Here is a 14,895-nt window from a genome sequence, read left to right as displayed (position 1 = left end):
TAGTTAATGTTAACCCAGAATCAGGGTATTCAGATTTAGTAGAGAAGATAAGAAGTACTGCATAGGAGATTATATTCATAATAGAAACTTATGTGTATTATGATGATACATTAGAGAATTCTCTAAGTGATGCTATTGGCAAATGTCAAGCTTTAGATACTTGTTTGATTCTTGGGCAAAGAATAGGACTATTATCAGAAGACGATTTTAAAACTTTAATGAAACAATTACATAGGGTAGAGCATCTTGTTCTTAATAAAATTAAAAAGGATGAAGAAGAATGGAATGAGTATAAAGAGGCTGTCTCATTTTGCTATGAGACAGTCTCTTTTATTCTTACATAAGATATTTTATTCAACTAACTATCAATTAACAATAAAGAAATTCTAAGTTTTAGTCTTTAACCAAAACAAATAATCGTTCAGATAATATTTCTATTTTATAACCAAAGTGTTTAGCAATATACCTTACAGTTTTGGGAGTATAAATAAATACGTGAGTTTGATCCTTGCGGTAATACCATTTATCAAAATGCTGTTGATTTTGATAGAGATGAGTCATCACAAGTAGTCTTCCACCAGTAATTAATAAATTGGTTAATTTTTTTATTTCTTCATAAGGTTGATAGAAGTGTTCAAATACTTCAGAGCTAAATATGTAATCATACTGGTAATTTAAATAATCTAAAGAGGGGTGAAAATACAGGTCATATAAATTGACTTGGTAGTTCTTATCTAGTAGCTGTTTGGTAATCACTGGACCTTTACCACATCCATAGTCAAGCCCTAACATCTCAGTTGTACACGTCTTTAATATATGGTTTGTTATAGGAGAAGTGAATCTTTGATAACCTATGTCATTTACATCATTGTTGTGAAATTCATAATGTTGTTTCTCTTTCTCTTTTGAGAAGTATAACATTTCATCTTTTAAATAGGCATTACATGTAGGACAATGGTAGTAGTCATTGTCTATTTTAGTATGAAGAAGGGTTTGACACAGTGTGCAGTTCATTGTTTTTACCTTGGCGTAATTTGTGTAAAGTTATTAAATATTAATGTGTGGTAACAAAAAGTGTATTTAGAGCTCTTTTTTTAGTCTTTCTATTACTAAAGAAGCAGTAGGATAGTCAATACTATTTAAATAATTACTTACTTCTTCTAACCATTGTTGAGGTGATTGAATTTTAGCTTTAGCAAATGTTTTTTGTTGAAAGAAAGGTCGGTTGTCAAAGGCATGCATTAATTGTTGGTTTAATCCATTAAATGAGATAGGACTAAGTTTGTTAATGTTTTTATATGCTTTATCTATGGCCTGTAACATTCCTTTTTGAAAAGCAGGATTCATAAAAGCTTGTTTATATTCGCCAGAATAGGCTACTATAACTGGTATTTCTGTTTGTTCAAGTAATGCTGCTTGAAGACGATAATTACCATCTATAATCCAATATTCACCAAGAGAAGGAATGAACCATGTAAGTATAGGGGGAAGAATACCTTCTGAGGCTTTTTTTCTCCACCATTTTAAACGACCAGAATGAAGATCTACTTTTCTTGAGAACATAATATCTCTATTCCAATCGGCATAATAAAGGGCATCAAAATCTTGTTTTTCCAATTCTCTTGTCTTGTAATATGCGCGTTGATTTAAATCTCCATACACATCAAAATGCCATATTCCATTGTAGAAAAAATGCTTGTCATTATTTATTAATTTTTCTATAAAATAACGTGTCCATGATTGAAGAGCGACATGTTTATCAAGTTCTTTTCTACTTTCAATTTCAGGAGAGGTAATCACGGGTAAAAGGCGACTATCTTCTTCAAAAGTTCTAATTACTGCAATCTCACAATAGTCATTGCTAATAACACCCCAAAAAGCAGTTTGATTGTTTACCATTAGTTTCATAGTCCCAAAAACACCAGTTAAGAGCTGCATAGAAGCTGTGGTAGCTTGCTCAATATGGAGTTCTATTCCTGTGAATAGATCATTGTCGTTTTGTAAATCTTTCCAATAGTATTTCATCGCTTTTTTACTCTTATCTAAAGCAGTAAAATTACTTATAAATTATTATGATAATATATAGTTGTTTTTAGCTATAATGATATAAAAATAAAACTTAGAACTTTTAGAGTTTTTATGTTAATAAAATGTTGTCAAAATTGGCTTAATTATAATCTTTAGATAAAGTAAAAGCTGTATTTGTTAGTGTTTTAGTAATATGCTTTTTGCGTATATAGATGAGTTTTGTAATGCAAAAACATTTAATCATAAAATGAAAAAAACATTACTAATTTGGAATTTACTTTTTCTGTTTAGCATCACACTTACTTATGCGCAGAATAAGCGAAAATTAACAGGAGCGGTTTCTGATGAGCATGGCTTTATGCTACCAGGGGCATCCGTATTACTCAAGGGAACGCAGTTAGGCGTTAGTACAGATATGGAAGGAAACTTCTCTATAGAAGTAGAAGATAGTTCTGTATTAGTGTTCTCTTTTATAGGTTACGATACACAAGAGGTTGCAGTAGGTAATAAAAGTGAAATAAGCGTAACCTTACTACTAGAGTTATCATCACTTGATGAATTAGTAATTACGGCATTAGGTATTTCAAAAGAAGAAAAGAAAATTGGTTACTCTACCCAGAGTGTTGATGTATCAAAAGTACAAGAAGTAGCTTCTCCTAATATTGGTAGCTTGTTATCGGGACAAGTCTCAGGTTTGACAGTATCTAACCCTACAGGGTTAATGCAGTCACCTAGTTTTTCTTTAAGGGGAAAAACACCTTTAGTTGTTATAGATGGTGTACCTGTGACAACGGATTTATTTGATATACCAGCAGAGGATATTGCAGATATCAATGTTTTAAAAGGAACTAGTGCTTCAGTACTTTATGGTTCTCGTGGTCGAAACGGAGCAGTTTTAATCACTACTAAAGGAGCAAAAAACGAAGGTATTGAAGTGTCGTTTTCTCAAAATACAATGGTAAGTGCAGGTTTTACTGTATATCCTAAAACGCAGACAGAATACGGAAGTGGATCAGATGGTAAATATGAGTTTTGGGATGGTAAAGACGGTGGAATTAGTGATGGAGATATGATTTGGGGACCTAAGTTTACAGATGGGCAAAAGATAGCGCAATGGAATAGTCCCATTAGAGATCGACAAACAGGAGAAGTTATACAATGGTATGGAAATGTCGAGGGAACACAATACAATGATAAATCAAGATATGAACGTGTGCCTATTGAGTGGAAAAATCACGATAATTTAAAAGAGTTTTTAGAAACAGGAGTTATTTCACGTACAAACTTTGCAGTAACAAGTAAAGGCGAAAAAGGTTCATATAGAATAGGAGGAGAGTTCACTTATAATAAAGACCGCGTTCCAAATTCTAAATTGTTTAGAGGAAATCTAAGCTTTAAATCAACAAGCAAAATTACCGACAAGGTAGAGCTTGATACCAAGTTATCTTATGGTCGTATTACTGCCCCTAATGTTCCTAATTATGACTATAATCCTAGTGGACATATGTATACAGTTTTAATATGGATGGGGAATGATGTGAATGGTCGGGATTTAAAGAACAATCTTTGGGTACCTGGAATGGAAGGATATAGACAAGCAAGTTATAATTATGCATGGTATAACAATCCTTGGTTTGGAGCAAAAGAGTTTAAACGTATATGGGATAGAGATGTGGTAAATGGACAGTTAAGTTTAAAATACGATGTGACTGATGATTTAGTATTACAAGGTCGTGCTTCTGGAATTATCACAAATAATAAAACAGAAATACAAAGTCCTAAATCGTATTTTAATTACAGTGCTTCGAGAGAAGGAGGATATAGTATTACAAGTGATGATAGACTTGATGTAGAGTATGATTTCTTAGCAATGTATAACAAGGAAATTACAAACAATGTTTTATTGAATATAAATGGTGGAGCAGCTTCGAGATATCAACAAAGAAAAGAGAATTATTCAGCAGCAGATGGGTTGACTGTTCCTGGCGTATATAATTTAGGTAACTCAACAGGACCAGTTACAGCAACTAATAGAACCACTAAGAAAGCTGTAAATAGTGTATATGGATCAGTGGAGGTAGACTTTTATAACGCTTTCTTCTTGTCTTTCGCTGGACGTAATGATTGGTCGTCTACAATGGCTAAGAATAATCGTTCTTATTTTTATCCATCAACATCTTTAAGTGTGGTGTTATCTAATTTGATTGACATGCCTTCTCAGATTGATTATTTAAAATTATATACTTCATGGGCACAGGTATCTAGTGATTTAGAACCCTACTTATTAAAATCTGCCTATTCGCCAGTAACACCTACTTTTAATGGAAATCAAATGGTGGAGTATCCCAATTCAATATTAACCGAAGGCTTAGTTCCTGAGAAGTCAAAATCATTAGAGTTGGGGTTATCTACAGCGTTATACAAAAATAGGTTAAGTTTTAACTTGACTTATTATAGAGTACTTGATTCTAATTTCTTAATCAATTATCCTGTATCTGAAGCTTCTGGATTTAATTCAATGAAAGTCAATGGTAATGAGTATACTACTAATGGATGGGAAATTACACTTGCAGGAACGATTATCAAAAAAGATGATATTCAATGGAGCTCTTCAATTAACTGGAGTACACGAGTGCAAAAGCTTACGAAAATCTATAATGGAGGCGATAGAGATGGAAACTTGCGATTAAATGATCGCGTAGATTCTTATTATGGGACAGAGTGGATGAAGTCTCCCGATGGAAAAGTTATTCTTAATGAAAAAACGGGTATGCCTACAGCGAATAAACAAGCGACTTACTTAGGACATATTGATCCAAAATGGACATTAGGCTGGAACAATACTGTAAAGTATAAAGAATGGGGACTTAATATAGGAATAGATGGTATATGGGGGGGTATTATGAGATCAGAAGTAGTAGAGAAAATGTGGTGGGGAGGAAAACATCCTAAGTCTACTACCTATCGAGATGCTGAATATGCCACAGGTAATCCTGTATATATACCCCAAGGAGTGAATATTGTCTCAGGTGAACTAATAACTGATGTACAAGGTAATGTAGTATCTGATACTCGTGTTTTTAAAGACCATACAGGAGCTGTTAGTTGGCAGAGTTGGGCTCAAAACTATCCTTATAGAGCTAGAGTATCAGAAAAAGAAAGTAAACTATTTGCTAATATGTTTGATCGTACGTATTTCAAATTAAGAACAGTAGCACTTTCCTATGATTTTACTAAGATGCTTAAATCAAATAAAGTATCTCATTTATCTGCAACATTAACGGGGTATAATCTATTAATGTGGAAGAAATCCAAAGGACTATATTCTGACCCTGATTTTGATACAAGTGGAAAGAACGATATTCAGGATCCTTCGACAAGATGGATAGGTTTAGGAATTAACGTTAAATTTTAATTAGTAGAAAATGAAAAAATATAAAACACTTTTAGCAGTTGTAGCACTTGTTTTTGCATTTGCGAGTTGTCAAGATTTAGATAAGTTAAGTGAAGACCCAAATAAGGTGACAGAGGCAGATCCTTATTTATTATTAACCAATGTATCTAAGAAAGCTTTTTCGTTGGATGGAATAAGTAAAGAATATGCCTCGCGCATGATTATCCAAACCGATGGAGAAAATACTAGCCAATATTTTAAATGGAATAGTGGTAGTTTCGGAAATTATAAAGTACTACTTCAAGTACAAAAAATGATGGATGAGGCTAAGCGCTCAGGAAAAGAAGAATATATAGCAATAGGACATTTTATAAAGGCATATTTGTTTTATGACTTGACAATGACCTTTGGTGATATTCCATACTCTGAAGCTTTATTAGGAGAAAACAAGATACCTTTTCCTAAATATGACAATCAAGAACTTGTTTTTGAAGGGATATTAAATGAATTAGAATTAGCATCATCTCTTATACAAGAAAAACAGACACTTAAAGGTGATATTATATATGCAGGAAATGCTCTAAAATGGAAGAAGTTAATTAATTCATTTCAATTAAAGGTATTAATGACTTTGTCAAAAAAGAGTAAAGTAGGAAATATTGATATTGCTAGTCGCTTTAAAAAGGTATATGAATCAGGTGATTTAATTGAAAATAACCTAGATAGTGGACAATTAGTATTTTATGATCAAGCAGGGAGCCGTTATCCTCAGTTTAATTCAAGTTCATATGGTTCTGGAATGTATATGTCAGGTACTTTTATTGACTTATTAAAAGAATTAGAGGATCCTCGTTTATTTGCATTTGCACAATTGACTTCAAGTGCACTTGAGAAGGGATTATCTATTAATGATTTTAGTGGTTATAATGGAGGAGATCCTATTGTTCCATATGCAGAAAATGAAAAGCTAGTACAGACTAAGAATATTTCTAAGATTAAAAGTAGATACTATTTAGATGCTACTGCAGAACCCAATAGTATTTTAAGCTATTCAGAATTACAATTCATATTAGCAGAGGCAGCAGCAAGAGGCTGGATAGCTTCAAGTGCTGAAATATTTTATAATAAAGGGATCAAAAGTAATTTTGAATTCTATGAGACCTATGCTAAAACAATGGGGGAATATTATAAAGTTGATGAATATAATAAGTATATTGATAATCAAAATGTTAAGTTTGATAGCTCAGGTGATTTACAATCTCAGTTAAAGCAAATATTAACTCAGAAATATATCACTATGTTTCATCAAGGAGGTTGGACAATTTATTATGATCATTTGCGTACAGGCTTCCCAGAATTTAAAGTTGCTACTGGAATGACAGCTCCTACGCGCTGGATATATCCTAGTTCTGAATACAATCAGAATCAAAATCATTTGCAAGATGCTATACAACGACAATTTGCAGGTAGTGATAATATTAAAGGTATAAGTTGGTGGTTAAAATAATAAATAATGAATACTAGAAGAGATTTTATTAAGAAATCAGGCTTGTTTGTAGGAGGACTTTCATTTGCTAATGCAATGCCTGCCTCCATTGAGCGTGCATTAAGTATTGATGCAGAAAAAGGGAGTACTTTTTTGGATGCAGAGCATATTGTTTTTTTAATGCAAGAAAATCGTTCTTTTGATCATTGTTACGGAACACTTAGTGGTGTGCGAGGGTTTAATGACCCTCGTGCACTTTTTATGCATAATAATCTACCAGTGTGGTTTCAAGAAGATTTTAAGAAAGAGCTATATGGACCTTTTCGTTTAGATATAGAGAATACTAAGATTACTTGGATGGGAGGGCTTCCGCATAGTTGGAAAGACATGGTAGAGGCGCGCAATGAAGGGAAGATGGACAATTGGTTGATTGCTAAACGACCAGGGAATAAATTATATAAAGATATGCCCTTAACTATGGGGTATTATACAAGAGCAGATATTCCATTTTATTATGCTTTTGCAGATGCTTTTACGGTATGCGATCAACATTTTTGTTCTTCATTAACAGGGACAAGTGCTAACCGTTCATTCTTTTGGGCAGGAGCTATTAGAGAGAATCCACACGATTGTGAATCTATAGCGCACGTGGATAATGGTCAAATCAATTACAAAGATGTCAGCTGGAAAACTTATCCCGAAAGGTTAGAAGAAGCGGGAGTATCTTGGAGAGTCTATCAAAATGAATTAAGTCTACCTGTAGGTTTAGATGGGTATAGCGAGAGTTGGCTAGCAAACTTTACGGATAATAATTTAGAATTCTACAAACAATATAATGTTCGTTTCCATAAAGCCCATGTTGATTATTTGCAGTTCGAACATGATCGTATAGAAAAAGAGCTTTCTAATAATGATTTATTAGCTCAAGAGCGAGAAGAATATTTAACTAAGAAAGAAAAATTAGCGGATAGTTTAAAAAAATATTCACAAGAAGAATTCGAGAAGTTATCCGATTTTGAAAAAGCTATCCATCAAAAAGCTTTTACTACAAATACAGATGATCCAGATTATCATGCAGTCGAGGAAATAGAATATGAAGAAAACGGAGAGCTAAAGAAAGTAAAAGTGCCTAAAGGAGATATTTTCCATCAGTTTAGAAAAGATGTTAATGAGAATAAACTCCCTACTGTAAGTTGGCTTGTTGCACCTTGTAATTTTTCTGATCATCCTTCAGCTCCTTGGTTTGGAGCGTGGTATGTTTCAGAGGTTTTGGATATACTTACCAATAACCCAGAGGTATGGAAAAAGACAATATTTATTTTGACTTATGATGAAAACGATGGCTATTTTGATCATATTGCACCATTTGTTCCACCGTTGTCAACAGATAAAAACCAAGGTAAAGTTCCTAAAGGAATGAATACCCAAACAGAGTGGGTAACCAAAGAGCAAGAACAAAAACGAACAGGTAAGAAAGATAATCAGTTAGCAAGTCCTATAGGATTAGGCTACAGAGTACCAATGGTTATTGCATCACCATGGACTAAAGGTGGATGGGTTAATTCAGAAGTATGCGATATTACCTCCACGATACAGTTCTTAGAATATTTTATTGAAAATAAAACAGGAAAGAAAGTGATAGAGGAGAATATCTCAGATTGGCGAAGAGCGGTTTGTGGTAATATGACTTCTGTTTTTCAAAGCGCAAATGATTTAAAAAAATTAGATTTTAATTTTGTCAATAGAGATAAATATATCGCTCGAATATTAAATGCGAGAGAAAAGGATTTACCAGGAGATTTTAATCGCTTTTCAAAAGAAGAAATAGAACAAGAATCTCATTGGACTAAATTACCTTCTTTTCCAAAACAAGAGAAAGGTGTTCGAAAAGCTTGCGGATTGCCTTATAATATGCAAGTTAATTTAAGGTTTGCTGGAAGTAAATCTCAGTTGCAAATGGATTTTAATGTTATTGGTAATGCAAAGAAGAATAAAGAAAATGCAGCACCCTTTCAAATATACTCTTACACGTCTTATGATCATATAAAAGGGGCGAATTGGAATTTTGCTGTTAAAGAGGGAGAAGAACTTGATTACTACTGGGATCTAAGGGCAATAAATGATAGTCAGTATAATTTTAAAGTACACGGACCTAATGGTTTTTATAGAAGTTTTGTAGGGAAAAAAGAACCTCTTCCTGTTACTATAAAAGTAATTCCGCAAGAAAATTTAAGTGTATTAGTTACTTTTTTTAATAAAGGTCGAAAAACAGAACAGTTCCTTATAGAAGATAAAATTTATTTAAAAAGGACTATACCAGTAATAATCGAACCCCAAAAAGAAGTAACTATTCAATTAGATTACAACGCTTTTAAAGGATGGTATGATATAGAAATTACAACTTCTTTAGATATAGATTTCTCTTATCAATTTGCAGGTCATCTTGAAGACGGAAATGTAAGTATCACAGATCCATATATGGCGAGTTTATCGAAAGTGTAGTGTTAATGTAGATACAAGTGCTTTTTTACTTGGAGAAGCTGAGCTTTTGCTGCTCAGCTTTTTTATTTCCGTTCTGTTTATTCATTAATCTATGTTCTTATTAAGAGTAAGTATAATTCGCACTTGATAGTAGTATTTAAATGTTAGATAGGTTTACAAGAGTATAGTTTGTAAAATGAAATCAAGATTATAACAGAGTGTTGAAGCAGGAGGCTTAGGCTATAATTACATGTTTAATAGAAAATAATACTAATATATTATTTAATATGGTAAATTATTTTTTTTCGTAATTAATTGAATAATATTTGATTAGTTGTTTTTTTAAATAAAATAATAGGCTATAGTGCAAGATTTAAAAAATAGAGGATTTACCTAATAAGTACTCATACTACTTAAACTGTTTTTAAATGATTATCAGACATCATGGCAGTACAAAAGTATTGCCATGTAGCTCTGAGAAAAAAACAAGAAGATGAAGAGCATATTGTGTTGGACAAAAATAGTAACTATACTATTTATTAGTAATATAGCATTTACTGCATGTAGTTTAGATGATTCGTTAGAAGTTGCTTTACCTAATGTAGAGATACAAGAAATCTTTGGTAATTATTTTGGACAGATGACTACTCAACAAGAGCATCGACAATATATGCGTCCAGCTACTTTTAAGGTGCAGGAGAATCAGATTGTGTTTGATAATTTGAATGTAGAGGAAATTATTGCAAGCATAGAATCGTCTGATTTAACAGGGAAGCCAATAGAATTACAAAGTAAAGTAGCTTATGATTTAGACTTTCAGGCTAATCTTAATGAAACAAAGACTGCTGTAGTATTAAGTTTTATTCCAGTAGATCTTTTCTTTGAGGTATTACAGGGAGGTGAATATAAGAGAGTAGAAGTTGAGATAGAAGCAAATGTGAAAGGTGTTTATCAAGGGCTTTCACGAACAATAAGTTTTGAGTTTAAGGTGAAAAATATATTATTTGATGGAACTGAAATTACTCCATTTGAATTAATTAGCTATAGCTTTCCTACATTTGTAAAAAGATAGATGAGGTAGTTATATTCTGTTTTCGGTATAAAGAATAGTTAATTATTCGGTTAGTCGTTATTACTATCAAATCGGTCTTAATAATTGTAGTGAGTTATAAGACAGATTTATTTAATAGTGTTTAAAAAAAGGTTTAGGTTGTAGACTAACTATACTGTGATATAAGAGTAGGAAGCGGAAAATAGGTTGCAACTGCAACCTATTTTTCAAGCTAAATTGAGTATGAAGAAATAGTTTTAATTAAATGCAAGCGGAGAATACAGAGCGTGAATTAGTCAAGCGACTTGTAGAGAAACAACAGTCAGCCTGGAAAGAGCTTTATCAGAGCTATTCGGGAAGGCTTGCCTATGCCTGTTCTCGTTATTTGTCTAATGAGGATGACGTACAAGATGTATTACAAGAGAGTTTTATTAAAATGTATCACTCAATAGATAGTTTTGAATATAGAGGAGAAGGGTCTTTGAGAGCTTGGCTTACAAGAATAGTTATCAATGATTCAATAAAATATTTAAAGAAAAAAACAAAAATAAATCATACAGAGCAGGTTGATGAATTACCAGAGCTTGTTGAGCAAGAAGATACAGATTTTCTAATTGTGCCTCAAAAAGTAATTCTAGAGATGATTCAATCCTTGCCAGAGGGATATCGAATGGTATTTAACTTATATGTTTTTGAAGAAAAAAGTCATAAAGAAATAGGCAGTATTTTAGGTATTGCAGAGAACTCTTCGGCTTCACAATATCATCGTGCTAAAAACATTTTAGCTCGTAAAATAACGGAGTATAAGAAATTAAATATGGCGCATTATGAATAAAGATTGGAAAGAGGAGTTGCGTAAAAAAATGGAGGACTTCGAAGTTGAAGCTCCTCAAGGAATGTGGGAAAAATTAGAAGATCAATTGTTTAGTGATCATTCTAAAAAAGTGATGCCTCTTGTTGCCAATTCTACAAGAAGTAGCAATAAGACAATTTGGATAAGGATAATTAGTGGAGTTGCCGCTGCTGCTTTGTTATTTGTTTTTGTAAAACCACTTTTAGAAAAACAGAGTATCGATTTAGATAATGAACTACTCCCTAGAATAAATGAAATAGACGTAAACTCACCTATTAAAGTCACGCAAGAAGAAGGTTTAGAGAAATTAGAAAATAACAATAGCAGAGAGCACATTAATAGTAAGAAAGAAGGATCTTATAGTATAGTTAATAGCGATAATGATATATCAAATAAAAAAAATAGACAGTCAACAAATAATAATTCCTTTATAGCATCTATATCCTCTAGTAATTTAACTTCAGAAACGATTGATGGCGATATAATTAATAATAGTGATACTAAAGATATTGCAAATGCAGACCATAATTTTAAAGAAGAGTTATTTGATAAAGAATTAGTAGAAGCAGAATTAAAACAAATAGAAGAAGAGTTATTTGCTGCTGAGAATGAAAAAGATAGTAAGGTTGCTAGAAAAAGTAGATGGATAGGAGGTCTTAATAGTGGAGGTACATTTACAAAAGACAAGCAACAATTTACAGGTTATGGAACTATAAGTGGTAAATCACTGTCTTATGCAAGTCTTTATATGGAAGAAGCATCAGGCTTTAAAACTACTTTTAATGATATTATAAGAGCCAATATGTATCAGAATGCAATTACTGATGTAAAACATAAAGCGCCTATTACTGCTAGTATTTCTGTTGGGTATCAACTAACGGATAAATGGACGGTTAGTTCTGGATTGAGTTATACTAAGTTAAGTTCTGAGTTAAAATCAGGTACGCCAAGTAGTCGCGTGCTATCAGAGCAGGATATGCACTATTTGGGGATTCCTTTACAAATTTCTTATAAAGTTATAGGTAGTGGAAACTTTAGCTTGTATGGTGCAGCAGGAGGATTATTTGAAAAATCAGTTTCAGGAGAAGTAAAAACGCGTTATGTTGTTGACGAAAAAGTGATTGATTCCGATAAAAAGAATTTAAATGAGAATACTATTCAAGTATCTGTTAATGGTGGAATAGGTGCTGAATATATGATTACAAAACATTTAGGTTTTTATGTAGAACCAGGGGTACAATATCACATTAAAAATAGCAGTGAGATTGGAACAATATATAAAGAAAAACCTTTTAGTTTTAATACTAAGGTGGGAATTAGGTTGTTGTTTGCAAAGTAGGTAGATATTTTCTTTTTCTACTTATTTATTATTCTTAAAAGTCATATTATATGAATTATTTATTAAGTATACTTAATAAATAATTAAAGTAAGTGATTAGTAATGAAAATCAGTTGTTTATGAGTTAAAGACCAGTAATTTTATATTGCTGGTCTTTTCTTTTATTAAAAAATCTCAAAAATTACTAGTATTAAATTTATGTGAAATACAATTGTTAAAAAGATAAATTAATACTTTTGTTTTTTATTTAATGTTATAATTAAAAAACAACATATTTAATTATGTTGTTTTTTTACTATAAACGTAAACTTTATTTATTATATGATTAAAAAGTTTCTATTAATAGCAGTTGTTTTATTAGTACAAGGATTCTCTTATGGACAGAAAAAATATTCTGAAATGACAAAAGAAGATTATTTGGAAGATTTTGATGCCTTAGTTGATATCGTTAAAAAACAACATCCTAATCCCTATCGCTTTATATCTGAAAAAGAATTTGACAGTGAGGTAAAACAATCAAGAAAGAGAATAGAGAAAGAACCTACTTTTGCTAACTTTTTACTAGAAAGCCCTATTAAATTAATTCGTGATGCTCATTCGGGGATTTCTCCAGATGGTATTTTCTTTCAGGATTTTACAAAATCAATTCGTTTCTTTCCATTAGAAACTGCTGTTTTTAATAATAAAGTGTACGTAAATCAATACACAAATGAAATACCTAGTGGTGCACAAATTATCAAAGTAAACAATATTTCTGTCGATAAAATTTTAGAGCGCGTGCCTCGTAAAGCAGATGGAAATTCAGAGGCGAGTAGTCAGATGGAGTTTTCTATTTATACTTCATTAATGAATCCTGATGCAAAAGAATACAAAATAGAATATAAGGTAAATGATAGTGACACTGCAACGAAAATAGTTACTTTACCTTCTATTGATTACTATCGCTATCATTATAATTCTACTAAGACAATTCTTCCAGTAGATTTAATTGCTTATAACAGTGGAATCTATGCTCGTAAGATTAATGATGAAACTGCTATTGTTGAAATTAGAACATTTGATCTTTCTGAAGAATATGCTTATTATATTTTGAATAAAATTTTTGAGCAGTTTAAAACAGATGGTATTAAGAACTTAATTTTCGATATCAGAGGAAATGGAGGAGGAGCGTTATCGAATATTCCACTTTATTATTCTTTTATCACTAAGGATAAGATCTTCAAAAATAATTACCGCTATGGTACTAAAGTTATAGAGATACAAGAGAAAAAGAATTTAGTTGATGGAAGTGGAAGATTAGCTACTTATACAGATGTTGCTACAATGAATAACTTTATGGCACAGCGCTTTGATAAGAATGAAGAAGACGGTTATTATTATGGGAATACGCGTTTAGACGAATCTTACGTAGAGAATTACCCACAAGATAGAAACGCTTTTACTGGTAATGTAATTTTATTAATTGACAATAATACAGTTTCTGCAGCTGCTTATTTTGCAAATTTGTTTAGAGATAATAATAGAGGTCTAATTGTAGGACAAGAGACGCGTAGTTGTAGTAATTTTACTACAGCAGCATGGTTTTTAAACTATAAATTACCAAATACTGAAACTATAGTTGATTTACCTCGTTCAGAAGTATTCTTTAATAATCACGTTAATGCAGAGAAAGAGTGTAGAGGTGTGATTCCTGACTATTATATTTCCAATAAAGATTTTCAGCAAAGTCTGAAAGATGTAGAGGATGCAGAGTTAAATTTAGCTTTAAAATTAATAGAGAATAACCAAAAATAATTAATATAAGGGACTTCGAAAGATGTCCCTTTTTTTATTTTATAAAAGCTATTTATTCAGTATGTTTTAAAAAGCGCAAGTAAACTGAATAGGCAATGCCTACTGGAGCTAAGGCAATTAAGAGCATTAAAGCCAGAACCTTATCATCTCTACCAATATGTTTACTAGTAATAATTAATGCACTAAATAGTATGATAGTGCAAACAAAAATAGATATATATATTCCGATATTCGTGTTGTCTAAAAAGAAATCCATAGACTTATTGGTATTATGCATTATTTTAAATCAAGACTTTAAAAAAATAATTTTTCAGGTCTTTTAATAGGTATATATTTCAACACAAACTATACCAATAAATAATAATCAATTTGTATGATTGCGTTAATTGATTTGTAATCTACTGTTAATTAAGTGTTTGTAGTATTAATATCGTTGTTATTAGTTAGGAATATTAAAAAAATATTTGAT

Annotated in this window: 11 protein-coding genes; 8 read left to right on the top strand and 3 right to left on the bottom strand. The window is 31.6% G+C overall.

All coding sequences use genetic code 11. From position 1 onward, the window contains the following. Positions 1-92: 92 nt before the first annotated feature. A complete protein-coding gene (locus tag RH98_RS05750) occupies positions 93-344 on the top strand; it encodes a four helix bundle protein (RefSeq protein ID WP_010251548.1) in 252 nt (83 codons plus the stop codon). A 49-nt stretch (positions 345-393) separates the two neighbouring features. On the opposite strand, the gene RH98_RS05745 is transcribed toward RH98_RS05750, so the two are convergent. Together RH98_RS05745 and RH98_RS05740 are read right to left on the bottom strand one after the other, a co-directional pair. Next, positions 394-1,014: a methyltransferase domain-containing protein gene (locus tag RH98_RS05745; protein ID WP_026038762.1), complete on the bottom strand. Its 621-nt coding sequence runs from the start codon at positions 1,012-1,014 to the stop codon at positions 394-396. Between the two features lie 66 nt (positions 1,015-1,080). After that, on the bottom strand, positions 1,081-2,025 hold the full coding sequence (locus tag RH98_RS05740) for a ParB/Srx family N-terminal domain-containing protein (protein WP_010251543.1): 945 nt from the start codon (positions 2,023-2,025) through the stop codon (positions 1,081-1,083). Positions 2,026-2,275: 250 nt separating this feature from the next. Between RH98_RS05740 and RH98_RS05735 the strand changes: the two genes are divergently transcribed. The 7 genes from RH98_RS05735 to RH98_RS05705 all read left to right on the top strand — a co-directional run bounded on the left by RH98_RS05735 (position 2,276) and on the right by RH98_RS05705 (position 14,426). Continuing rightward, entirely contained in the window at positions 2,276-5,443 is a 3,168-nt protein-coding gene (locus RH98_RS05735) for a SusC/RagA family TonB-linked outer membrane protein (protein ID WP_010251540.1), read from the top strand. A 10-nt stretch (positions 5,444-5,453) separates the two neighbouring features. Next, entirely contained in the window at positions 5,454-6,929 is a 1,476-nt protein-coding gene (locus RH98_RS05730; RefSeq protein WP_010251537.1) for a SusD/RagB family nutrient-binding outer membrane lipoprotein, read from the top strand. Positions 6,930-6,935: 6 nt separating this feature from the next. Further along, the gene (locus tag RH98_RS05725) at positions 6,936-9,410 is read left to right on the top strand and encodes a phosphocholine-specific phospholipase C (protein WP_010251536.1); all 2,475 of its coding nucleotides are present in this window, start codon (positions 6,936-6,938) and stop codon (positions 9,408-9,410) included. 472 nt (positions 9,411-9,882) lie between these two features. Further along, positions 9,883-10,461 (top strand): DUF4840 domain-containing protein, encoded by a 579-nt coding sequence (locus tag RH98_RS05720; RefSeq protein ID WP_010251533.1) that lies wholly within the window; start codon positions 9,883-9,885, stop codon positions 10,459-10,461. A gap of 244 nt (positions 10,462-10,705) precedes the next feature. Beyond that, the gene (locus tag RH98_RS05715; RefSeq protein WP_010251530.1) at positions 10,706-11,275 is read left to right on the top strand and encodes an RNA polymerase sigma factor; all 570 of its coding nucleotides are present in this window, start codon (positions 10,706-10,708) and stop codon (positions 11,273-11,275) included. After that, positions 11,268-12,632, top strand: a complete 1,365-nt coding sequence (locus RH98_RS05710; RefSeq protein WP_010251527.1) for a porin family protein — start codon at positions 11,268-11,270, stop codon at positions 12,630-12,632. The genes RH98_RS05715 and RH98_RS05710 overlap by 8 nt, the downstream gene beginning before the upstream one ends. 321 nt (positions 12,633-12,953) lie before the next feature. Continuing rightward, a complete protein-coding gene (locus tag RH98_RS05705; RefSeq protein WP_010251525.1) occupies positions 12,954-14,426 on the top strand; it encodes a S41 family peptidase in 1,473 nt (490 codons plus the stop codon). A 52-nt stretch (positions 14,427-14,478) separates the two neighbouring features. On the opposite strand, the gene RH98_RS05700 is transcribed toward RH98_RS05705, so the two are convergent. Beyond that, the gene (locus RH98_RS05700; RefSeq protein ID WP_141629421.1) at positions 14,479-14,703 is read right to left on the bottom strand and encodes a hypothetical protein; all 225 of its coding nucleotides are present in this window, start codon (positions 14,701-14,703) and stop codon (positions 14,479-14,481) included. Positions 14,704-14,895 lie beyond the last annotated feature (192 nt).

It is taken from the genome of Myroides injenensis M09-0166 (genome assembly GCF_000246945.1).
In the GTDB taxonomy this organism is placed as follows: Bacteria; Bacteroidota; Bacteroidia; order Flavobacteriales; family Flavobacteriaceae; genus Flavobacterium; species Flavobacterium injenense.
Note: the sequence above shows the minus strand (reverse complement) of the source record. Positions and strands in the feature narration are given on the sequence as shown.

Bases quoted from the DNA above. Each gene is read 5' to 3' on its own strand.
- RH98_RS05740 (WP_010251543.1), bottom strand. From the start codon at position 2,025: ATGAAATACTATTGGAAAGATTTACAAAACGACAATGATCTATTCACA.
- RH98_RS05745 (WP_026038762.1), bottom strand. From the start codon at position 1,014: ATGAACTGCACACTGTGTCAAACCCTTCTTCATACTAAAATAGACAAT.
- RH98_RS05715 (WP_010251530.1), top strand. From the start codon at position 10,706: ATGCAAGCGGAGAATACAGAGCGTGAATTAGTCAAGCGACTTGTAGAG.
- RH98_RS05710 (WP_010251527.1), top strand. From the start codon at position 11,268: ATGAATAAAGATTGGAAAGAGGAGTTGCGTAAAAAAATGGAGGACTTC.
- RH98_RS05730 (WP_010251537.1), top strand. From the start codon at position 5,454: ATGAAAAAATATAAAACACTTTTAGCAGTTGTAGCACTTGTTTTTGCA.
- RH98_RS05725 (WP_010251536.1), top strand. From the start codon at position 6,936: ATGAATACTAGAAGAGATTTTATTAAGAAATCAGGCTTGTTTGTAGGA.
- RH98_RS05705 (WP_010251525.1), top strand. From the start codon at position 12,954: ATGATTAAAAAGTTTCTATTAATAGCAGTTGTTTTATTAGTACAAGGA.
- RH98_RS05735 (WP_010251540.1), top strand. From the start codon at position 2,276: ATGAAAAAAACATTACTAATTTGGAATTTACTTTTTCTGTTTAGCATC.
- RH98_RS05700 (WP_141629421.1), bottom strand. From the start codon at position 14,703: ATGCATAATACCAATAAGTCTATGGATTTCTTTTTAGACAACACGAAT.
- RH98_RS05720 (WP_010251533.1), top strand. From the start codon at position 9,883: ATGAAGAGCATATTGTGTTGGACAAAAATAGTAACTATACTATTTATT.